The 22,837-nt window shown below is 66.8% G+C and carries 15 protein-coding genes and 2 tRNA genes; 15 read left to right on the top strand and 2 right to left on the bottom strand.

The annotated features are described in order from the left end of the window. Window positions 1–46: 46 nt before the first annotated feature. The gene (gene alr, locus CKO31_RS00085; RefSeq protein ID WP_200232799.1) at window positions 47–1,132 is read right to left on the bottom strand and encodes an alanine racemase; all 1,086 of its coding nucleotides are present in this window, start codon (window positions 1,130–1,132) and stop codon (window positions 47–49) included. A 473-nt stretch (window positions 1,133–1,605) separates the two neighbouring features. On the opposite strand from alr, the gene tig reads away from it, so the two are divergent. The 8 genes from tig to CKO31_RS00045 all read left to right on the top strand — a co-directional run bounded on the left by tig (window position 1,606) and on the right by CKO31_RS00045 (window position 11,258). After that, complete coding sequence (gene tig, locus CKO31_RS00080) at window positions 1,606–2,898, top strand: trigger factor (protein WP_200232798.1); 1,293 nt, start codon at window positions 1,606–1,608, stop codon at window positions 2,896–2,898. 139 nt (window positions 2,899–3,037) lie between these two features. Further along, window positions 3,038–3,682 carry an ATP-dependent Clp endopeptidase proteolytic subunit ClpP gene (gene clpP / locus CKO31_RS00075; protein ID WP_200232797.1) on the top strand — a complete coding sequence of 215 codons (645 nt, stop codon included), beginning with the start codon at window positions 3,038–3,040 and terminating at the stop codon, window positions 3,680–3,682. A 207-nt stretch (window positions 3,683–3,889) separates the two neighbouring features. Continuing rightward, window positions 3,890–5,167 carry an ATP-dependent Clp protease ATP-binding subunit ClpX gene (clpX, locus tag CKO31_RS00070; protein ID WP_200232796.1) on the top strand — a complete coding sequence of 426 codons (1,278 nt, stop codon included), beginning with the start codon at window positions 3,890–3,892 and terminating at the stop codon, window positions 5,165–5,167. 375 nt (window positions 5,168–5,542) lie between these two features. Continuing rightward, window positions 5,543–7,999, top strand: a complete 2,457-nt coding sequence (gene lon, locus CKO31_RS00065; protein ID WP_200232795.1) for an endopeptidase La — start codon at window positions 5,543–5,545, stop codon at window positions 7,997–7,999. Window positions 8,000–8,416: 417 nt separating this feature from the next. After that, window positions 8,417–8,689: an HU family DNA-binding protein gene (locus CKO31_RS00060; RefSeq protein WP_200232794.1), complete on the top strand. Its 273-nt coding sequence runs from the start codon at window positions 8,417–8,419 to the stop codon at window positions 8,687–8,689. Between the two features lie 23 nt (window positions 8,690–8,712). Continuing rightward, window positions 8,713–8,789 (top strand) — tRNA-Val (locus CKO31_RS00055). A gap of 255 nt (window positions 8,790–9,044) precedes the next feature. Beyond that, window positions 9,045–9,121 (top strand) — tRNA-Asp (locus CKO31_RS00050). Window positions 9,122–9,329: 208 nt separating this feature from the next. Next, a complete protein-coding gene (locus CKO31_RS00045; protein ID WP_200232793.1) occupies window positions 9,330–11,258 on the top strand; it encodes a SurA N-terminal domain-containing protein in 1,929 nt (642 codons plus the stop codon). A 174-nt stretch (window positions 11,259–11,432) separates the two neighbouring features. Here CKO31_RS00045 and CKO31_RS00040 read toward each other — a convergent pair whose 3' ends face one another. Further along, the gene (locus tag CKO31_RS00040) at window positions 11,433–12,209 is read right to left on the bottom strand and encodes an enoyl-ACP reductase FabI (RefSeq protein WP_200232791.1); all 777 of its coding nucleotides are present in this window, start codon (window positions 12,207–12,209) and stop codon (window positions 11,433–11,435) included. Window positions 12,210–12,316: 107 nt separating this feature from the next. Between CKO31_RS00040 and CKO31_RS00035 the strand changes: the two genes are divergently transcribed. The 7 genes from CKO31_RS00035 to CKO31_RS00005 form a co-directional block, all read left to right on the top strand. Next, window positions 12,317–14,524 (top strand): ABC transporter substrate-binding protein, encoded by a 2,208-nt coding sequence (locus CKO31_RS00035; RefSeq protein WP_200232788.1) that lies wholly within the window; start codon window positions 12,317–12,319, stop codon window positions 14,522–14,524. Further along, window positions 14,521–15,498, top strand: a complete 978-nt coding sequence (locus CKO31_RS00030) for an ABC transporter permease (protein WP_200232787.1) — start codon at window positions 14,521–14,523, stop codon at window positions 15,496–15,498. Before CKO31_RS00035 ends, CKO31_RS00030 begins: the two co-directional genes overlap by 4 nt. Window positions 15,499–15,577: 79 nt before the next feature. Beyond that, complete coding sequence (locus CKO31_RS00025; RefSeq protein ID WP_200232786.1) at window positions 15,578–17,047, top strand: ABC transporter permease; 1,470 nt, start codon at window positions 15,578–15,580, stop codon at window positions 17,045–17,047. A gap of 24 nt (window positions 17,048–17,071) precedes the next feature. Then, complete coding sequence (locus CKO31_RS00020) at window positions 17,072–19,084, top strand: ABC transporter ATP-binding protein (RefSeq protein WP_200233203.1); 2,013 nt, start codon at window positions 17,072–17,074, stop codon at window positions 19,082–19,084. Further along, window positions 19,081–19,524, top strand: a complete 444-nt coding sequence (locus CKO31_RS00015) for a DUF29 domain-containing protein (protein ID WP_200232785.1) — start codon at window positions 19,081–19,083, stop codon at window positions 19,522–19,524. Before CKO31_RS00020 ends, CKO31_RS00015 begins: the two co-directional genes overlap by 4 nt. Window positions 19,525–19,873: 349 nt before the next feature. Continuing rightward, window positions 19,874–21,337 carry an McrB family protein gene (locus CKO31_RS00010; RefSeq protein WP_200232784.1) on the top strand — a complete coding sequence of 488 codons (1,464 nt, stop codon included), beginning with the start codon at window positions 19,874–19,876 and terminating at the stop codon, window positions 21,335–21,337. Further along, on the top strand, window positions 21,337–22,837 hold a 1,501-nt coding region (locus tag CKO31_RS00005; RefSeq protein ID WP_200232783.1), incomplete at its 3' end, for an McrC family protein. The genes CKO31_RS00010 and CKO31_RS00005, both read left to right, overlap by 1 nt.

Genomic DNA, 22,837 nt, shown 5'->3' with positions numbered 1-22,837 from the left:
CGGCCTCCGGCCGCGACGATTCCGCAGCAGCTCCCCCAGCGCGCGCTCAGCTGTCGTCGCGGTAGCTCACGGGCACCCGCCGCGACAGGCCAGTGAAGAGCTGATAGGCGATGGTGTCGCTCGCCGCCGCCACGTCATTCGCCGGCACCGCATCGCCCCAGAGCTGCACTGGGTCGCCGGGGCGGGCGTCGGGCTGATCCGTCAGGTCCACGGTGAGCATGTCCATGGAGACACGCCCGATGACGCGGCTCGGCTTGCCGTTCACGGCGGCCGGCGTGCCGTCCTTGGCATGGCGCGGATAGCCGTCCGCATAGCCGGCGGCGACGACGCCGACGCGGGTGGGTGCTTGGCAGACGTAGCGCCCGCCGTAGCCGATGGCCTCGCCGGGATCGAGGGCGCGGACGCTGATGAGCTGGGACTGAAGCTGCATGGTGGGACGCAGCGCCGCAGCGGACGGATGGGCCTCGCCGAAGGGGGTGGCGCCGTAGAGCATGATGCCGGGGCGCAGCCAGTCACCGTGCGCGGCCGGGCAGCCGAGCACTGCCGCCGAGTTGGCGATGCTGCGCGGGCCGGGCAGGCCGCCGGCATGGGCGGTGAAGCAGGCGAGCTGCGCCCGCGTCGCCGGGTGCTCCGGCTCGTCGGCGCAGGCGAGGTGGGTCATGAGCACGATCTCGCTGACGTGGGAGCAGTCGGCGAGCCGGGCGTGGGCGGCGGCGAAGTCCGCCGGCTCCATGCCCAGGCGGTGCATGCCCGTGTCCATCTTGAGCCAAACCTGAAAGGGCCTTGTCGGTCGCGCCCGGCACAGCCAGTCAAGCTGCTCGCGGTTGTGCGCCACCGGCGTCAGGCGGGCGCTGTCCAGGTGCGCGAGCTCGCTCGGCTCGAAGACCCCTTCCAGCAGTACGATGGGCTTGGTGATGCCGGCTTCGCGGAGCTCCAGGGCTTCTTCCGTGCAGGCCACCGCGAAGGCGTCCGCCACGGGCGCCAGCGCCCGTGCCACGGCGACGGCGCCGTGGCCGTAGGCATCGGCCTTGACCACCGCCAGTGCCCGTGCGCCCGGGGCTTGCGCCTTGGCATGGGCATAGTTGTGGCGGATCGCGGCGAGGTCGACGCGGGCGCGGGTGGGGCGGGCCATGGTTGGATTCAGAGGGGTTGGATTCAGAGGGGTTGGATTCAGAGGGGTTGGATTCAGAGGGGTTGGAATCAGCGGGAGTGGAATAAGGGGCTCAAGGTCGGGGGCACGGGTCAGGGTGACGCAAGGGCTGCGAAGAGCGCCCAAGCAAGCGGACGCGGCTCGGATCACCAATCGGTCTGGTGCAGCGCGTGTGGGCTCGGCGCCGCGCGCTCCGGCCTTGCGGGCCACTGTGCGGATGCTGCCGCCCGTGTCACGGCAGCGCAAGCGGGTATGACACGCGGGATGACGCGACGCACCCCCGACATCCCACCGCCGCAGTGGTGTCGAGCTCATGGCTTGTGGTTGTCCTGATCGGCGTCTCGGCAGCCTACTGTGTTCTCGCCGGCGCTCGTGCTTGGAGGAATCATGGTCAGCAGCTTATACTGCCGTGTTTTTCGGCTATTCCGCACAGCAAATTCCAGGAGCACGAAGCAATGCAAGTGACCGTCGAGGCCGGCGAGGGGCTCGCCCGCCGCATGACCGTGGAGCTGCCCGCCGACGACGTCGAGCAACAGGTCGACCAGAAGCTGCGGGAAGTGGCCCGGCAGGCGCGGCTACCCGGCTTCCGGCCCGGAAAGGTGCCGATGCGGGTGCTGCGCCAGCGCTTCGGCGAGAACGTGCGCGGCGAAGTGCTCGGAGAGATGGTGCAGTCGACCTTCCCGCAGGCCGTCGCCGAGCAGGAGCTGCGCCTGGCAGGACAGCCGCAGATCGAGCCCGACATCGATGCCGAAAGCGGGCGCTACGCCTACGTGGCCCGCTTCGAGGTGCTGCCGGAAATCGACCTGCACGACCTGACGGGCAAGCGCATCGCCCGGCCCGTGGCCGAGGTTGCGGATGCCGATGTCGATCGGATGATCGAGCGCCTGCGCGAGCAGCGGCGCACCTTCGAAGACGTGGAGCGCCCGGCGCAAAGCGGTGACCGGTTGACCATCAGCTTTACCGGCAGCATCGACGGCGAGCCCTTCGAGGGCGGCAGCGGCGAGCACCGCCAGCTGGTGCTCGGCAGCGGGACCTTCATCCCCGGCTTCGAGGAACAGCTGGAGGGGGCGAGCGCCGGCGACGAGCGGGTGGTGGAGGTGACCTTCCCGGAGGACTATCAGAACAGTGAGCTCGCCGGTCGCGCCGCCCAGTTCCAGGTCAGCGTGGAGGCGGTCGCGGAGCCGCATCTGCCGGACCTGGATGCCGATTTCATGACCGCCTTCGGTATCGAAGACGGCGACTTCGAGCATTTCCGCGCAGACGTGCGGGCCAACATGGAGCGTGAGCTCAAGCAGCGCATCCAGTCCAACGTCAAGAGCCAGGTGCTGGATGCCCTGCTGGAGGCAAATCCGGTGGATCTGCCGGCGGCGCTGATCAACGAGGAGATCCAATCGCTCAAGCAGCAGACCCTGCAGTCCGCCGGCGGCGTCGACATCGACCTCCCGAACGAGCTCTTCGCCGAGTCCGCCGCGCGCCGGGTCAAGCTGGGCTTGGTCGTGGCCGAGGTGGTCAAGCGCTACGAGCTCAAGCCGAGCGAGGAGCGGGTGCGCGAGCTGGTGGAGGAGCTGGCCGCTACCTACGAGCGCCCGGAAGACTTCATCCGCTACCATTACGCCGACCAGCAGCGCCTGGCCGCGGTGGAGTCGCTGGCGATGGAAGAGCTCGTCGTCGAGCGGATGCTGGAGACCGCGGAGGTGGAAGAAGAGTCCAGCAGCTTCGATGCCCTTACCGAAAGCAGCGACGGCTGACGCCGCCGGGCGGTCCAAAGCGACGGCGTCCCGCGCCGCGTTGCCTCGGGCCGCGCCCATCCCTATTTCCTCATCGCGGCCGCGACGCGCTTGCGGCACGCCCCCTGCACCGACGCCTGTTAACGAGGTTCTCGCAGCCATGACCGACACGCACGACCAGAGTCCGCCGTCGCCGCAGGCCCTCGGCCTGATCCCGATGGTGATCGAGCAGACCGCCCGCGGCGAGCGCTCGTTCGACATTTTCTCGCGGCTCCTGAAGGAGCGCGTCGTCTTCCTGGTGGGCCCGGTGGAGGACCACGTGGCGAACCTCGTCGTCGCGCAGATGCTCTTCCTGGAGTCCGAGAACCCGGACAAGGATATCCATCTGTATATCAACTCCCCGGGCGGCTCGGTGACGGCGGGGCTCGCCATCTACGACACCATGCGCTTCGTCCGCCCCGACGTGAGCACCATGTGTATCGGTCAGGCGGCGAGCATGGGCGCGCTGCTGCTGGCCGGCGGCGCTCCCGGCAAGCGCTTCTGCTTGCCCCACTCGCGCATGATGATCCACCAGCCCTTGGGGGGCTTTCAGGGGCAGGCCACGGACATCGACATCCATGCCCGCGAGATCCTGCACATCCGTGATCAGCTGAACCATATCCTGGCGCGCCATACCGGCCAGCCGTTGGAGAAGATCGCCGAGGACACCGAGCGCGATCGCTTCATGGGCGGAGAGGTGGCCGCCGAGTACGGCCTCATCGACCGCGTGCTCGACGAGCGCACCGATGCGCCGAGCGTCGCCTAGCGATTTGGCCGCGAGCGGGGCCGCGTCGGTCCGAGGCCGACGCCCCCGGGGCCGATGCGCGACGCCCGCCCGCCGCAGCCGCCGACACCGGATCGCCCGGTTCGTCGGCTTGCGATATCAGCGCGAATCGTTATGATAAAACGCATGTAAGGAGGCGCGCGTAGCGCCTCCCAACAGCCGGACTGTCCCGCGGAGACCTCGCCAATTATGAGCGGAAACCACCACGGAAAGAACGACGAAGGGAAACTCCTCTACTGTTCATTCTGCGGCAAGAGCCAGCATGAGGTGCGCAAACTGATCGCCGGGCCGTCGGTGTTCATCTGCGACGAGTGTGTCGAGCTCTGCAACGACATCATCCGCGAGGAAATGCAGGAGGGCATGGGCGAGGCCACCAGCCGCCTGCCCAAGCCACGCGAGATCAACGACAGCCTGGATCAGTTCGTCATCGGCCAGGAGCAGGCCAAGAAGGTCCTCTCGGTTGCCGTCTACAATCACTACAAGCGCATGGAGGCGAGCGACGCCAAGGAAGACATCGAGATCTCCAAGAGCAATATCCTGCTGATCGGGCCCACGGGCTCGGGCAAGACGCTGCTCGCCGAGACGCTCGCACGCCTGCTGAACGTCCCCTTCACCATCGCCGACGCGACCACCCTCACGGAGGCGGGCTATGTCGGCGAAGATGTCGAGAACATCATCCAGAAGCTGCTGCAGAAGTGCGACTACGACGTCGAGAAAGCGCAGACGGGTATCGTCTACATCGACGAGATCGACAAGATCTCGCGCAAGGCGGACAACCCATCCATCACCCGGGACGTCTCGGGCGAGGGCGTGCAGCAGGCATTGCTAAAGCTGATCGAGGGCACCGTCGCCTCCGTCCCGCCGCAGGGGGGGCGCAAGCACCCGCAGCAGGAGTTCCTGCAGGTCGACACCTCGAACATCCTGTTCATCGTGGGCGGCGCGTTCGCCGGCCTGGACAAGATCATCGAGCAGCGCACCCGCAAGGGCGGGATCGGCTTCTCGGCCGAGGTCCACTCCAAGGACGATGGCAAGAAGATCGGCGAGCTGCTGTGCGGCGTCGAGCCCGAGGACCTGATCCGCTATGGCCTGATTCCGGAGTTCGTCGGCCGGCTGCCGGTCATGGCAACCCTGGACGAGCTGGACGAGGAAGCCCTGGTGCGCATACTCACCGAGCCGAAGCACGCGCTGTATAAGCAATACGGCCGGCTCTTCTCCATGGAGGGCTGCGAGCTGGAGCTGCGCGACGACGCGCTGCGCGCCATCGCCTTCAAGGCCATGGAGCGCAAGACCGGCGCCCGCGGGCTTCGCACCATCATGGAGCAGGTGCTGCTCGACATCATGTACGACCTGCCGTCGCTCGAGAGCGTCAGCCGAGTCGTGGTCGACTCCTCGGTGATCGCCGGGGAGAACACGCCGTTCATCATCTACGACGGTGGCGAGCAGCAGCGGGCTGCGTCCTCCGATTGAGCTCTCGGCCGGTCCGTGCACCTGCTCAGCACGGGCCGGTGCGGACCTGCTTCACAGCGGGCGGACAGCCCGCTGTCTCCCTCCTCGTCACGCCGCCAACCCTATGGCGTTGACCGATGGCGCGGTACGCGCCGATCTGACACAAACAATCGGGCTTGCTGATCCCTCAACAGCCGCGTTTGCTAGAACGGGCATGGGATTTGCTGGTAATTTACCGGGCAGACACGGGGTTTTGCGCTCGCGCTGATTGAAGCGCAGCTGATGCGCCCAAACGTCAACCCGCATCCAAGAGTTCTGCAACTGCCGTAGGCACAGACCGCGATATTCGTCGCGACGCCGTGCCAGCCGCTACGGCCAACTGGAGCAAAGATTCCCATGGGCGAAAGCGTTCACGAAAACAACGAATCCAACCTCTCCGAACAAGAGGTGCCAGTCCTGCCGCTGCGGGACGTCGTGGTCTACCCGCACATGGTGATACCGCTGTTCGTGGGTCGGGACAAGTCCATCAAGGCCCTGGATGCGGCCATGAGCGCCGACAAACAGATCCTACTGATGGCCCAAAAGAACGCCGACGTGGACGACCCGGCGGTGGGCGACTTGCACGACATCGGCACGCTGGCCAACGTGCTGCAGCTGCTGAAGCTGCCCGACGGCACCGTGAAGGTGCTGGTGGAGGGCCACCGGCGCGCCAAGGCCAAGCGCTTCGTCGGTACCGATGACGCCTTCTCCGCCGTCGTGACACCGCTGCCGGATAAGTTGGAGGCGGAAGACCGCGAGCAAGAAGTGCTGATGCGCTCCGCCGTGACGTTGTTCGATCAGTACGTCAAGCTCAACAAGAAAGTGCCGCCGGAGGTGCTGACGTCGTTGTCGAGCATCGACGAGGCTGGGCGCCTCGCGGACACCATGGCCGCACACATGTCGCTAAAGCTCGAGGAGAAGCAGCACGTCCTGGAGATGGTGGATGTGCAGCAGCGCCTGGAGCACCTGATGGGCCTGATGGAGGCGGAGAACGACATCCTGCAGATGGAAAAGCGCATCCGCGGGCGCGTGAAGCGCCAGATGGAGAAGAACCAGCGCGAGTACTATCTGAACGAGCAGATGAAGGCCATCCAGAAGGAGCTGGGTGAGCTGGAGGACGCGCCCAACGAGCTCGAAGACCTGGGCAAGCGCATCGAAGAGGCCGGCATGCCCAAAGAGGTCAAGGACAAGGCCACAGCCGAGCTGAACAAGCTGAAGCTCATGTCGCCCATGTCCGCGGAGGCCACCGTGGTGCGCAACTACGTCGACACCCTGGTCTCGGTGCCTTGGAAGAAGCGCACCCGCATCCGCAACGACATCCGCGTTGCGCAGAAGGTGCTCGACACCGACCACTACGGCCTGGAAAAGGTCAAGGAGCGCATCCTCGAGTACCTCGCCGTGCAGCAGCGGGTGAAGAAGCTCAAGGGTCCGATCCTCTGCCTGGTGGGGCCGCCCGGGGTCGGCAAGACCTCCCTGGGCCAATCCATCGCCCGCGCCACCAACCGCAAGTTCGTGCGCATGTCCCTGGGCGGTGTGCGCGACGAGGCGGAGATTCGCGGCCACCGGCGCACCTACATCGGCGCGCTGCCCGGCAAGATCATCCAGAACCTGTCCAAGGCGGGCTCCCGCAACGCCTTCTTCCTCCTGGACGAGATCGACAAAATGGCCATGGACTTCCGTGGCGACCCGGCCTCGGCGCTGCTGGAGGTCCTGGACCCCGAGCAGAACCACACCTTCAACGACCATTACCTGGAAGTCGACTTCGACCTGTCCGAGGTGATGTTCGTGGGCACCGCCAACACCCTGAACATCCCGCCGGCACTGCTCGACCGCATGGAAGTGATCCGACTCGCCGGCTACACCGAGGATGAGAAGGTCAATATTGCCCAGCGTTATCTCATCCCCAAGCAGATGAAGAACAACGGCCTGAAGAAGGGCGAGCTGACCATCCGCGAGAACGCACTGCGTGACGTGATCCGCTACTACACGCGCGAAGCGGGCGTGCGCAACCTGGAGCGCGAGTGCTCCAAGATCTGCCGCAAGGTGGTGAAGGAGGTACTGCTCAAGAAGAAGACGGGCGCCTCTGTGGTGGTGACGCCGAAATCGCTGGAGAAGTATCTCGGCGTGCGTCGCTTCCGCTTCGGCCGCGCCGATGAGCATGACCAGATCGGCCAGGTGACGGGTCTCGCCTGGACCGAGGTGGGTGGCGAGCTGCTGCGCATCGAGTCCGCGCTGGTGCCCGGTAAGGGCAAGTTCGTCTACACGGGCCAGCTCGGCGATGTGATGCAGGAGTCCATCCAGGCGGCGATGACCGTGGTGCGCAGTCGCTCCACCGCGCTCGGCATCGAGCCGGACTTCCACCAGAAGTATGACATGCACATCCATGTGCCCGAGGGTGCGACGCCCAAGGACGGTCCCAGCGCGGGTGTGGCCATGTGCACGGCGTTGGTGTCTGCGCTCACCCAGATCCCGGTGCGCTCCAGCGTCGCGATGACCGGCGAGATCACGCTGCGCGGCGAGGTGCTGCCCATCGGCGGCCTAAAGGAGAAGCTGCTGGCAGCCCACCGCGGTGGTATCGAAACGGTGCTCATCCCCCACGAGAACGAGCGCGATCTCATCGAAATCCCGAAGAACATCAAGCAGCGGCTCGACATCCGGGGCGTGCGCTGGATCGACGAGGTCTTGGATGTGGCCCTGACGGCGCTCCCGCGGCCGGCGACAGAGGCGGACACGGCACCGGAGGGCGAGGAGGCCAAGGAAGCCCCGCCCGCTAAGCCCGAAGAGCAGCCGACGGGGGCGCGCACCCACCACTGAGCGCCAGCCCGGCGGTAGCGCCGTGGCCGGCGCCCTGCTCGGGCTCGGGCTCGGGGCCGGCGGGCGGTGCCGGGTGTGCGCTTCCTGCGCGCTGCTCGCGCTTGGCTTTAGCGCAGCTCGGGCATCGTGCAGCAGTTACCCTCGCCTGACAGGGCAGCGCACCCCGCCTGCAAAGCTTGGCTGGGTGCCGTATGTAAGCCAGAGGAGAAGACTTGATGCCCAAGCCTACGTGCGGGCGCGGAGTCCGGCTGGCTGGCCCGGTCTGGCGCAGCGGATTCGCTTGACAGCGTTGCGTGCGCTCGACAACATTCGGCGCAGGTTGTGGCGCCCGCTCGGCGGCGCCGCCCTAGTGGCCGCCCTAGTGACGGTTCCACTGAACGCGCGGTTTCCACGGTCATTCGAGACATCGGGGGGAGAATGAACAAATCGGACCTTATCGACGCCATGGCGGACGGGGCAGACATCTCGAAGTCAGCTGCCGGCCGGGCGCTCGACTCACTCACGGACTCCATTGCCGTGGCTCTGAAAAATGGCGATAGCGTTTCCATTATCGGCTTCGGCACCTTCATGGTGAAGGAGCGCGCTGCACGTACCGGCCGGAATCCACAGACCGGCGCGAGCATCGAAATCGCCGCTTCCAAGACGCCGTCCTTCAAGGCTGGCAAAGCCCTCAAGGATGCTATACAATAGCCGGCTTAGTCGGGTGATGAAGCGGGTGCTTAGCTCAGTCGGCTAGAGCATCGCCCTTACAAGGCGAGGGTCGCAGGTTCGAGCCCTGCAGCACCCACCAAGGTCACCGCTGCGATTGGGACAAGCCACCACGCAGGGTTCGCCAAAGGCGTGGGCGCAGCACCGTGGTGCTGCCGTGGCTCGTAACCCTAGGCTGTGCAGCACCAACAATCTTCGGTGTCGCCCTCGCTTGGGGTTAGCAGGGGTCGAGGCACTACCGCGTCGGCACGGCTCAGCACGGCGCTCGGTGCGGCCAGGGCGCCAGCCGATAGGACAGCAGCCGACATGGGGGGCGCAGGGAGGCGGTGAGTTTTTAGGAGTGGTAGTTCAGTTGGTTAGAATACCGGCCTGTCACGCCGGGGGTCGCGGGTTCGAGTCCCGTCCACTCCGCCAGCATTGATCAGGGCGCGCTCCTCCGCTGCGGAGAAGCGCGCCTTTTTTATGTCCAGCGCAGGCGCAATCGAGCGCCCAGGCGCCCAGGTGCCGGTGTACGCAGTCCGCGGTCTCGCCGGTGCGGCTGGTGTGCTGTGACGAGCCGCACGCGCGAGCGGGCCGTTGCGCGTTGCCAAGCCAACTCAGAGGTCAACCATAGGATCGAGCCATGTTGCAGGCGATCAAAGAGCGCGCCCAAGGCTGGGTGGCCTGGGCCATTGTGATCCTCATCAGTATCCCCTTCGCGCTCTGGGGCATTCAGTCCTACATGGGCGTGGGCGGGGCGCCGGCCGTCGCGAAGGTGAACGGCACCGAGATCACCGAGCGCCAGCTGGACCGCAACGTCCAGCGCGCACGGATGCGGCTGCGCGAGCGCCTCGGTGCCGCCTATGACCCGGACCTGTTCGACAGCGCGCAATTGCGCCAACAGGTGCGCGAGCAAATGATCCGCGATGCCGTGCTCTTGGATGCCTCCTATGACATGGGACTGCGCGTGTCTGACCAAGCCGTGCGCGCGGCAATCCTGGCCGAGCCCGCCTTCCAGAGCGACGGGGCCTTCGACAAGGGCACCTATGAGCGTGTGCTGCGGCTCCAGGGGCTGACGCCCAGCAGTTACGAAGAGCAGCTACGTCAAAGCCTGCTCTCCACGCAGCTCGCCAGGGCCGTGACCCGCTCCGGCTTCACGACCGATGCCGAGCTCGCTGCGGCGACGCGCCTGCTGCGCCAACAGCGCGACATCGCCTACTTGGTGTTGCCGCAGGCGCGCTATATGCCTGACGAGCCGCCCAGCGAGGATGAGATTCGGGCCTACTACGAGGACAACCCGGCGCAGTTCGAGTCGCCCGAGCGCGTCAAGCTCTCCTACATCGTGCTCGATGCAGATGCCTTGGGCGCCGGCGATGTCAGCGAAGAGGCACTGCGCGACGCCTACGAACAGCGCCGGGAGGAATTCACCACACCGCAGGAGCGCGGCATTCGCCACATCCTGCTCACGGTGCCGGCGGGCGCGGACGACGCCGAGGCGCAAGCCGTCAAGGCGCGGGCGGCGGCGCTCAAGGAGGAGATCCAGGCGGGTGCCGACTTCGCCGCCGTGGCGGCCGAGCATTCTGAGGACCCGGGCAGCGCCGATCAGGGCGGGGACCTCGGCATGGTCGCCCGCGGCATTATGGACCCGGCCTTCGAGCAGGCCGCCTTCGACCTGGAGCCGGGCGTCGTCAGTGACCCGGTGCGCAGCCGCTTCGGCTACCATCTCATCGAGGTCACGGATGTCCAAGGCGGCGAGCCCAAGCCCTTCGAGGAGGTCCGCGACGAGCTCGCCCGCGACCTAGGCCGCGGCGACGCCGAGGCGACCTATTTCGAGCTTGCCGAACAGCTCGCGAATCTCACCTATGAATCCCCGGACAGCCTGATCCCCGCCGCCGAGACCCTCGGGCTGGAGCTACAGACCAGCGACTGGATCGAGCGCAGCGGCGGCGAAGGCATACTCGGCAGCCCCAAGGTGACCAATGCCGCCTTTAGCGAAGACGTGCTGGTGCGCGGCAACAACAGCGAGCTCATCGAGCCGGATCGCGACCGCATGCGCGCCATCGTGCTGCGCGTGGATCGCCACGAGCCCGCCGCCGTGCGGCCGCTGGAGGAGGTCCGCGAAGAGATCGTCACGGCGCTGCAGGCACAGCAGGCGTCCGCGGCTGCCCTTGCCGAGGCCGAGTCGCTGGTGCAGCGTCTGCGCGGCGGGGAGGAGCTGGCCGCCGTGGCCCCCGAGGGCGAGGACACGCCGGCCCCGCAGGAGCCCGGACTCGTGTCCCGCAATCAGCGGGAGCTGCCCCCGACCGTGCTGGAGCTCGCCTTTGCGGCGCCGCGCCCTGGCGCTGGCGCCGTCAGCTACGCCGCCGGGCAGCAGCCGGACGGCGATGCCGTCATCGTCGCGGTGCGCGACGTCCAGGACGGCAGCGCTGAGGACATGGAGCCCGCCGCCCGCAAGTCGGAGCGAGCCCTCCTGACCCAGATCCGCGGCGAGCACGGCTTCGAGCGGGTGGTGGACGACTTGGTCGCCCGGGCGGACATCGAGCGCAAGGAGCTCGCAAGCGATACCCCTTGATCAGCGCTCCGGGCCCGACAAAACCGGGCCCAAGGCGTGCCCCCGCTCCCCGTTGTTGTGCGCCGCGCGCCGCCTGCAAAGCAATCTGGGCCTGCGGGTGCGCTGGACCGGCCGCGGGAGCGCGCGCAGGGCCGGCCAGGCTCGCGCGATGGGCTCGCGCGGGGGCAGGGCCCGTCAACCGAGGCCCAGAATGTGGTAACCGGTGTCGACGTAGAGGACGTCGCCGGTGATGCCCGACGCCAGATCCGAGCACAGAAAGGCTGCGGCGTTGCCCACCTCCTCGATGGTGACATTGCGCTTGAGCGGCGTGCGCTCTTCCACTTGCTTGAGCATACTGCGAAAGTCCGCGATGCCGGCGGCGGCCAGGGTGCGGATGGGGCCTGCGGAGACGGCATTCACCCGGGTCCCCTCCGGCCCCAGGGCCGCCGCGAGGTAGCGCACATTGGCCTCCAGGCTCGCCTTGGCGACGCCCATGACGTTGTAGTTGGGCACCGCGCGCACGGCGCCGAGGTAGCTCATGGTCACCAGCGCGCCGTTGCGCCCGGCCATCAGCCCGCGTCCGGCCTTGGCGAGTGCGCCGAAGCTGTAGGAGCTGATATCGTGCGCCGTCGCGAAGCCCTCGCGGGTCAGCACGTCGGCGTAGTTGCCTTCCAGCTCGTCCTTGGGTGCATAGGCGATGGCGTGCACGATACCGTCGAGGCCGTCCCAGTGACCGGCGAGGGTCTCGAAGCAGGCGTCGATCTGCTCGTCGCTGCCGACATCCAAGGGGATGGCGATATTGGAATCAACCGAGCTGGCCAGATCTTCCACACGCCCCTGGAGCTTCTCGCCCTGGTAGGTGAAGGCCAGCTGTGCCCCTTCACGGTGCATGGCCTGCGCGACGCCCCAGGCGATGGAGCGATTGCTCGCAACGCCGGTAATGAGAAAGCGCTTGTCGGTCAAAAACCCCATCAGATGGTCTCCACGGTCTGCCGGTGTCAGTCTGTTTTGAAGTCGTGAGTCGGGCGGTGCGTACTTGCCCGCGTCCGCAGCGCGGTCACATTACCGAAAGCCTCTCGATGGCGAAAGCGGCGACGCGTCCGTGGCCACCCCTCGGCGCATTGTGCAGCAGGCTCCTGACCCCGGCGCTGGCATGTTTGACCGTGGTGCTGTTGGCGGGCTGCGGCGCCCCGCCCTGGAACAACCCCTACCCGGAAGGCCAGGCCGGCGAGAACATCCTCTACGGCGCCTTCACCGAGCGCCCGAAGCACCTGGACCCGGTGCGCTCCTACAGCTCCAACGAGTACTCGTTCATCGCCCAGATCTACGAGCCGCCGCTGCAGTATCACTTCCTGAAGCGCCCCTACACCCTGGTGCCGCTCACCGCCGAGGCGGTGCCCGAGCCCACGCACCTGGACGCCGACGGCAACCCACTGCCCGCGGACGCCGACCCCGAGCGCATCGCGGTGACGGAATACCTGGTCCGCATCCAGCCCGGCATCCGCTATCAGCCCCATCCGGCCTTCGCGCAGGACGCGGACGGGCGCTACCGCTACCACGACCTGTCGCCGGCGCAGATCGCGGGCCTGAACGAGCTCTCGGACCTGCCGGAGACGGGCTCCCGCGAGCTCACGGCCGAGGACTACGTCTATCAGATCAAGCGCCTGGCCGTGCCCTGGCTGCATTCGCCCATCGCCGGGCTCATGGGGGAGCACATCCTGGGGTTCGAGGCGTTCTCGGAGCGCATCCGCGAAGCCGCCCCGGAGCCGGTGGGCGGCGAGCGGCCCTTCTTCGACCTGCGCCGGTACGACTTTCCGGGTGTCGAAGTGGTGGACCGCTACAGCTACAAGGTGCGCATCGACGGCCGCTATCCGCAGTTCGTCTACTGGCTCGCGATGCCCTTTTTCGCGCCCATGCCCTGGGAGGCGGAGGCGCTCACCAGCCAGCCGGGCATGGCGGACAACAACATCACCCTGGACTGGTATCCGGTGGGCACCGGCCCCTTCATGCTCACCGAGAACAACCCGAACCTGCGCATGGTGCTGGCGCGCAATCCCAACTTCCACGGCGAGACCTACCCCGCCGAAGGCATGCCCGGGGACCGGGAAGCGGGCCTGCTCGAGGCCGCAGGCGAGCCGCTGCCCTTCATCGACCGTGCCGTCTACAGCCTGGAGAAGGAGAGCATCCCCTACTGGAACAAGTTCTTGCAGGGCTACTACGACACCTCCGGCATCAGCTCGGATGCCTTCGACCAGGCAGTGAAGTTCGATGCGGCGGGTGAGGCGGGCCTGACCGCCGACATGCGCGAGAAGGGCATCCAGCTCAGCACCGCCGTGCAGACGTCCATCTGGTACATGGGCTTCAACATGGAGGACGACGTCGTCGGCGGCGACTCCGAGCGCGCGCGGCTGCTGCGCCAGGCCATCAGCATCGCGGTGGACTTCGGCGAGTTCATCTCGATCTTCGCCAACGGCCGTGGCGTGCAGGGGCAGGGGCCGCTGCCGCCCGGCATCTTCGGCCACCGCGAGGGCGAGGCCGGCATCAACCCCTATGTCTTCGACTGGGAGCACGGCCGTCCCCAGCGCAAGCCCATCGAAGAGGCCCGGGCGCTGCTGGCACAGGCGGGCTATCGCGATGGCCGCGACCCGGAGACCGGCCGCCCCTTGAGCATCTACTACGAGGCCATGGACGCGGGCCCCGACGGCAAGGCCCGGCTCAACTGGATGCGCAAACAGTTCGCCAAGCTCGGCATCGAGCTCATCGTCCGCGCCACGGACTACAACCGCTTCCAGGAGAAGATGCGCGAGGGCACGGGCCAGGTGTTCATGTGGGGCTGGAACGCCGACTATCCGGACCCGGAGAACTTCTTCTTTCTGTTGTACGGGCCGAACCGCAAGATCGACGGCGGCGAGAACGCCGCCAACTACAGCAACCCGGAGCTCGACCGGCTCTTCGAGCGCATGAAGAACATGCCGGATGGCCCCGAGCGCCAAGCCGTCATCGACCGCATGACCGAGATCGTCCGCCACGATACGCCCTGGTCCTTCGGCTTCTACCCGGAGTCCTTCAGCCTGCACCATCAGTGGGTGGAGAACGTCAAGCCGAACCTGATGGCCAACAACACGCTCAAGTATCTGAGCCTGGAGCCCGGCATCCGCGAGGACAAGCGCGCCGCCTGGAACCCGCCCGTGCTCTGGCCCATCGCTGCGGTGGTGCTGGTGCTGGTGCTGGGCGCATTGCCGGCCATCGTCATCGCCCGCCGGCGTGAGCGGAGTGCCGCGCTGTGAGTGCCTACATCGTCCGCCGGCTGCTGTACGCGATCCCGATCCTGATCGGCGTCAACCTGATCACCTTCGTGCTCTTCTTCGTCGTCAACTCCCCGGACGACATGGCCCGGATGCAGCTCGGCGACAAGCGGGTCACCGAAGAGGCCATCCAGGCCTGGAAGGCGGACCACGGCTACGACCGCCCGCTGCTCTTCAATGCCGAGGCCGAGGGGCTGGGTGCGCTGACGGACACCATCTTCTTCCAGAAGTCGGTGAAGCTCTTCGCGCTCAACTTCGGCACCTCGGACAGCGGGCGGGACATCGGCTACGACATCCGCCAGCGCATGTGGCCGAGCCTGGCCATTGCGCTGCCGGTGCTGCTGGTGGGGCTCGCCATCAACATCAGCTATGCGCTGATGATCGTCTTCTTCCGCGCCACCTATATCGACGTCGGCAGCGTGGTGCTGCTGGTGGCGATGATGTCCATCTCCGGACTCTTCTACATCATCAGCGGGCAGTTCCTGATCGGCAAGCTCTTCCACCTGGTGCCCATCTCCGGCTACGACATCGGGCTCGAGGCCTTCAAGTTCCTGATCCTGCCGGTCATCGTCGGGGTGGTGAGCGGCATCGGCACCGGCACGCGGCTGTACCGGACCTTCTTCCTGGAAGAGATCAACCGCGACTATGTGCGCACGGCCCGGGCCAAAGGGCTGCGCGAGCGCATCGTGCTCTTCCGCCACGTGCTGAAGAACGCGCTGATTCCGATCCTGACCGGCGTGGTGGCCGTGCTGCCGCTGCTGTTCATGGGGGCGCTGATCACCGAGTCCTTCTTCGGCATCCCCGGCCTCGGCAGCTACACCATCGATGCCATCAACCGCCAGGACTTCTCCATCGTGCGCGCCATGGTGTTCCTGGGCTCGGTGCTCTACATCCTGGGGCTGATCCTGACGGACATTTCCTACACCATGGTGGACCCGCGGGTGAGGTTGTCATGACGCGCTTCCCGGCAGAGCGCTGGGCGCGGGCGCACCGGCGCCGCGGGCACCCATCCAGGCACGACGGGAGGCAGCACGCATGCCGGTGATCCTGACCACCGATGCCCTGATCTTTCTGCTGATCGCGGTGGCGCTCGGCTACGGCGTCTACGCCTCCCAGCACGAGCACCTGCGCGCGCCCTGGCGCAGCGTGGCGCGCTCGCGGGTCGGGGTGGCGGCACTGGTGGTGATCGGCTTCTATGTGCTCATCGGCGTGCTGGACTCGATGCATTTCCATCCGCGCATCGAGCCCGTGACCACCGGCGAGGCCGCGGCGCCGGCGCAGACCGATGCCGAGCGCTCGGGGCCCGGCGACGCCGCCGCCGCGCCCACCGAGGCCCGCTATTCCACCCAGGTGCTCTCGGTGCTGGACGTGATCCTCACCGGCCTGCGCGAGCGCCAGGAGAAGACCTTCTCGGCGCCCTTCGCGACGCACCTTTTCGTCAAGGAGCCCATTGAGCAGCCGGACGGGAGCATCGTGCGCGGCTACCCGCCGCTCGAGCACGGCGGTGCCCACCTCAAGGACCCGTCCCGGCGCGGCTTCGACATCGCCGTGCGCACCGTGCTCGGCGCCATCAAAGGCATGCTGGTGTGGATGGCGCTGACGGCGGGCCTGGTGTGGCTGGTGGCCCATGCCCGCGGCGAGGACTTCAACGACGGCGCCAACGCCATCTGGCAGGGCCGCACCGAGGTGCCCTGGCGGGTGCTGCTGATTGCCCTGGCGGCGATGCTGGTGCTGAGCTTCGTCGCCGCCGAGCTGGCGGCGGGCTATCACATCCTGGGCACCGACAAGGTGGGCGAGGACGTCTTCTACCAGAGCCTGAAGAGCATCCGCACGGGGCTGGTCATCGGCACGCTCACCACGCTGGTCATGCTGCCGGCGGCGGTGATCCTCGGCATCATGGCCGGCTACTTCCGCGGCATCACCGATGACGTCATCCAGTACCTCTACACCACGCTGAACTCCATCCCCGGCGTGCTGCTCATCGCCGCGGCCATCCTGATGCTCCAGGTCTACATGACCAACAACGCCGATCAGTTCGCGAGCCTGGTGGAGCGCGCCGATCTGCGCCTGCTGTTTTTGTGCATCATCCTCGGCGTGACCAGCTGGACCGGGCTCTGCCGGCTGCTGCGCGGCGAGTCCCTGAAGCTGCGCGAGCAGGACTATGTGCAGGCGGCCTCGGCCCTGGGGGTGCGCCACGGCACCATCATCACCCGCCACATCCTGCCCAACGTGCTGCACATCGTCATGATCACCGTGGTGCTGGACTTCAGCGGCCTGGTGCTCGCCGAGGCGGTGCTCTCCTACGTCAACATCGGCGTCGACCCGACTATGAACAGCTGGGGCAACATGATCAACAGCGCCCGCCTGGAGCTGGCCCGCGAGCCCATCGTCTGGTGGTCGCTGGCCGCCGCCTTCGTGTTCATGTTCACGCTGGTGCTGGCAGCCAACCTGTTCGCGGACGTGGTGCGGGATGCCTTCGACCCAAGGCTGGCGCGGGTCACATGAATGGACGGAGCCGTTGACGACACCATGACCGACGCCCTGCTCGACGTCACTGGACTGACCACGGAGCTGCCGCCGAGCCGCGGCGGCGAGCGACCGGTGCGCGTCTGCGACGACCTGGCGCTGCGCATCCACCCCGGCGAGACCGTCGCACTCCTCGGCGAGTCCGGCTGCGGCAAGTCCATGACGGCGCTGTCCCTGATGCGGCTGCTGCCGCTCGGCGGGCGCATCACCGCGGGCTCGGTGCGTCTCGGCGACACGGATCTGCTCCGGCTCACGGAGCGGGACATGCGCCGCATCCGCGGCGGGCGCATGGGCATGATCTTCCAGGAGCCCCAGACTTCCCTGAACCCGGTGCTGACGGTGGGGGCGCAGATCGCCGAGGCGGTGCGGGTGCACGAGGGCATGCCGCGCGGGCGCATCGACGCCCGGGTGGTGGAGCTGCTGCGCGCCGTGGGCATCCCGGACCCGCAGCGCCGGGCCGAGGAGTATCCGCACCAGCTCTCCGGCGGCATGAAGCAGCGGGTCATGATCGCCATGGCCCTGGCCGGCGACCCGGAGCTGCTGATCGCCGACGAGCCCACCACGGCGCTGGATGTCACCATCCAGGCCCAGGTGTTGCAATTGCTCAAGGGCGTGCAGCGCGAGCGCGGCATGGCGGTGCTGCTGATCACCCACGACCTGGGCGTGGTGGCCGAGACCGCAGACCGTCTGGCGGTCATGTACGCCGGGCAGATCGTCGAGCAGGCGGCGGTGGACACCTTCTTCGCCGGGCCGGCGCACCCGTACAGCCGCAAGCTGCTGGAGAGCCTGCCGGACGCCGACAAGCGCGCCGGCGCCCTGGCCGTGATCCCGGGCCGCGTGCCGCCGCTGGATCAGGACTTCGCGGGCTGCCGGTTCGCGCCGCGCTGCTTCCGGGTCATGGACCGCTGTCACGACACCGTGCCGGACTGGTTCCAGGCGGGGCTGGAGCACCGCGTGCGCTGCCTGCTCTGGGACGGCGACAGCCCGGAATTCGCGCCGGTGGCCGCGCAGGAGAGCACCGGCGGCGCCGACAGCGCACGCGGCGGCGAGCAGCTGCTGCGCACCGACGGCCTCAAGGTCCACTTCCCCATCCGCCGCGGGCTCTTCAAGCGCACCGTCGGCTTCGTCAAGGCCGTGGACGGTGTGGACCTGACGCTCAGGGCCGGGCGCACCCTGGCGCTGGTGGGGGAGTCCGGCTGCGGCAAGACCACCGCCGGCAAGGGCATTCTCCAGCTGGAGCGGGCCACGGCGGGCGCCGTCCACTACGACCAAGTAGACCTGGCGCAGCTCAAGCCGGGCCGGCTGCGGCCCTACCGCAAAGAGCTCCAGGTCATCTTCCAGGACCCCTTCGCGTCCATGAACCCGCGCATGCTGGTGGAGGACATCGTCGGCGAGGGGCTGCAGGCGCTCGGCATGGCACCGAGCCGCGGCGAGCGGCGCAAGCGCGTCGCGGCGCTGCTGGAGCAGGTGGGTATCGGCGAGCAGGCCATGGGCCGCTATCCGCACGAGTTCTCCGGCGGGCAGCGCCAGCGCATCTGCATCGCCCGGGCGCTGGCGGTGGAGCCCAGCCTCATCGTCTGCGACGAGCCCACCAGCGCCCTGGACGTCTCCGTGCAGGCGCAGATCCTGAACCTGCTGAAGCGCCTCCAGCAGGACCTGGGCCTGAGCTACCTCTTCATCACCCACGACATCTCGGTGGTGTCCTACCTGGCGCACGAGGTGGCGGTGATGTATCTCGGGCGCATCGTCGAGCAGGGCACCACGGAGCAGATCCTGGCCGAGCCCAAGCACCCCTACACCAAGGCGCTGCTCTCCGCCGTACCCATCGCCGACCCGGAGCGCCGCCGCGAGATCATCCGGCTGGAAGGCGATATGCCCTCACCGGCCCACCCGCCCGCCGGCTGCCACTTCCACCCACGCTGCCCGGAGGCCATCGAGGACTGTGCCGCGCAGTACCCAGCCGAGCGCGCGCTGCATGACGGCCGAATGGTGCGCTGTATCCGCGTCGAGCCATGACGAGCAATCAGCCCCTCTATGACCAAGACTTTTATGCCTGGACCGAGCAGCAGGTGCGCCTGCTGCGCGCCGGCCGGCTCCAAGACGCCGACTTGGTGCATATTGCCGAGGAGATCGAGACCTTGGGTGCGAGCGAGCGTCGGGAGCTGGAGAGCCGGCTCAAGGTTCTGCTGATGCATCTATTGAAATGGCAGCACCAGCCAGACGAACGTTCGTCCGGATGGATGGGGACCATTGACGAGCAGCGCGACCAGCTCGATACCCTGCTGCGTCAAAGCCCCTCCCTGCGCCGGCTCGTGCCCGAAACTCTGGCCTATGCCTATCCGAAGGCAAAGCGCGCCGCGGCACACGAGACCGGCCTGCCGCGTGCCTGCTTTCCGGAGCATTGCCCGTTCAGCCCGGAGCAGGCACTCGATCCGGAATTCTGGCCCAACGATTAGCACGGCGGCTTCGTAGGTCGGGCTGAGGGACGAAGCCCGACACCGCGACTGATAAGGACCAGTGCCTGAAGGTCCCTGTGTATTGGCGTTGCTCGGCGCTTACATCACTCAAGCGGGCTTTTGGGCGTCGATCACAACTCCGGCCAATCCGGCAGGCGCAGGGCGTAGGGTGGACAAGCGAAGCGCAGTCCACCAGCTTCTGACTTGATCAAGTCCTCGACCCCACACGGGGTAAGCACAGTCAGCCGCTGGTGCGAAAACACAAGATCCCGTTTGCCCAATACTGCCGATTGACGCTCCATTTGTCGCGGGCCAAGCTTCGCTCGCTACTGTGCAGATGCCTTTTGCCATGAGTGCCTTTCAAGACCTCATCGCTGCCATGGTCGCCGGCCGAGATTGGGCGGGCATGGGGAACTCGGACCAAGCCCGCGAGCTGATGACCGCGGTCTATGGCGAGCGCTATCATAGCGCCGCACACCACCGGGAGCGCTACCAACTGCGCGCAAACCTCCAGAAGAAAGAAGAGGTCGCTTCTTACGCCGGCTGGATCACCGCGGACAATCCTACCTCAGGGGCGTACCAGGGGACTTCCTTCGTCTGGTTCCCAGGCGTTGGCGGCAGTATTGCGGTTTTGGTCATTGGCACCGATGGTTTCGGCGCTGACAGTCACATTCTCGGTCGCCCGGGTCATGGAAGGAGGTTGCGCGCCCTTCGTGCATTGCACCACGGCCACGTCTGGGTCAAGCCAGATCTACTGGACCTCAACAGCCGGGTGCCAGATAGCGTCATGGCTAGCTGGCCGGCTGCCGAATCCGCTATGAATACCTATGGCCATGTCATCTATGCCGCTGTACCCGTGCGCACGAACAAGGATGGCTCGGCCGTGGAGGATCTTCTGGACCTCTTTTTCACCGAGCATGGAACACCCCTGACAGGCAAGTTCCGAGATCGTTGGGCTGGTCGTCAGCAGGACATTGCGAGCGCTATTTTCCCGCGCTTCGATCCTGCACAGGTCCTTAACCTGCTGAATGAACGCCGCTTCGTTATCCTGGAAGGCCCGCCTGGCACCGGCAAGACACGGTGGGCATTGCATCTGGCTCGGCAGATTGGGGGCGTGACGACGGTCCAATTTCACCCAGCACGCACCTACGAGGACTTCGTGGTTGGCCTCTTTCCGCGCCCGGCCGCCGACGGCTTGGCCTTCGAGGTGCGGGCGGGGGATTTGCTTCAAGCCAACTTAGAGGCTGCGCAGGGACCCCACGTCCTCCTGATCGATGAGATCAACCGCGCGGACCTTGGGCGGGTATTGGGCGAGGCCGTGATGCTCTTCGAGGTCGGCGAGGCACCCCGGCGGGTAAGACTGCCTCAGGTACCGGCGGGGCATCCGCCAGAATTGGAACTTTCTCCGAACCTGCTGATGCTCGGTACTCGCAACACGGCCGACCGCACCATTGCGCGTCTGGATCTCGCCATCCGCCGTCGCTTCGCGTTCGTCCCTGTTTGGCCTGACTTGGACGTCGTGGCAGCCGAGCGCGTGGACTTCGCCGTGCACCTCTTCGCCGACACCGTTCACAGCTTTGCCGAGTTCGCTGACGATGAGACTCTTCGGCTCGTCCCGGGCCATGCCTACTTCCTGGATCCCCGCCCAGATTTGGGCTCCGCGGACCGCCAGGCTAGGGTCGCCCGGCGCCTGGAATTAGAGCTCGTGCCCCTGTTACGCGAATATCTTGACGAGCGCCTGTGCGGCGGTGCCAGCGAAGCCATCGCCGGGCTCACTGACAGAATCAGTTCCACGATTATGGGTCTGAGCTGATGGCAGCGCGGGGCCCCGCGGCGAAGGGCAAGGGACGCGGTGAGCTGGCTCGTTCGTCGGTATCCAATGCTCGGAACCTGTTTCGGCTGGTGGACCATGGCGATCCTATCCGGATCAGACCCTCGAGCGTCGGCGCCACGGGGGATCGATGGATCGACGGCTTTCTGGAAGCCAACCACGCGCATTTGCGCCGACTCGATCTGCGCACCGAGGTCGAGACCCGCGGCGGCGTATGCCTGGTTCTGCACCCCGGTAGCCACATCGGCGCCGTGCCGCTGGTGTCAACGGCGACGCGCCGGGTTGCGGCAGGGGTACTTGTCGCGCCCCGTTTTCGTTGGGCGGCATTGGGGAGTGTTCTCCAGTCAGTCGGTTTTGCTGTCGAGCCGCGGCTCGGCCAAGCACCGCTCGTCCCGGGTTCAGCTCGCGAAGTCCCCTCCTGGTTGCTCGTCGCCCCCGTCTTGAACCGCCTTGAGGCGCTGCTCCGCTATATGAAACGGGGCTTCGTCGAACGTACGGAGGTCCGGTCGGCCCCGCGCGGGCGCATCGAGTGGACGCAGTGGGTTCAGCGGGATCTTGGGAAGGGGCAATGGGGCCGTTTGCCCTGCACCTTCCCAGATCTTGACGATGACCCGGAGCTTGTCGCTGCCATGCGCTGGACTCTGGCGCGACTGGAGCAGGACCTTGCCCCGCAACTCGACTCGCTGACTAGCCGTGCACTGTACGAGCGGATACGTCTGCTGAACCACGATCTGGGGCCCGGTCGCAGTCGCCGGCCCGCGCCCTGGGATCAGCCTGGGGGTAGTTCAGGGTGGCTTGCAGATGCGCAGCAGGCCATGGGCTGGGTGGCGGAGGAGAGGGGCTTGGGCGGTGCGCGTAGCCTCGATGGCCTAGCCTGGGACCTTGAAGCTGACCAACTGTGGGAAGCCTTTGTGGCTTCCTTCGTGCGTGATTTAGCTCCGTACCTCGGCTTGGTCTGGGCTGGGCGCGGCGAGGCCAAGCATCGGCTCAACTGGCAGGGTCGCCCAAGTTCAATGGGTGCGCTGATCCCCGATACCGGGCTCCGCGGCCCCCGGCGAGTGGTCTGGGTGGACGCCAAATATAAGGCCCATCTCTCTCTGCTCTCCCAATACGGCTGGCGTGGTCTTGCGGAAGCTGTCCGCGATGCTCACCGCTCTGATCTGCATCAAGCGCTGGCATATGCGGCCCTGACCGACACGGAACTCACCGATACCGTTCTGGCTTATCCTGAGCTAGGAAACGAGCATCGCCCCGCGATGACCATCGCCACAATCACTTCGGGGCGTCGCCGGGTTCGGTTAGTCCTGGCGGGACTGCCTTTCGGGTTTCGTTCCCCAGGCCAGCGCGATGAGATGCTAGTGCTTTGCTATGAAAATCCCGAGACCGTCTGCAACTCAAGCCGCGAGCGGCTTGCCGGTATAGGTCCAGCGAAACGGCTTGGCCAGGGTGTTGTTGAAGTGGTCGATGAAGGTGGAGAGTTTG

The organism is Thiohalocapsa halophila (assembly GCF_016583825.1).
GTDB classification, from domain to species: domain Bacteria; phylum Pseudomonadota; class Gammaproteobacteria; order Chromatiales; family Chromatiaceae; genus Thiohalocapsa; species Thiohalocapsa halophila.
This window is presented reverse-complemented; position numbering and strand designations above follow the sequence as displayed.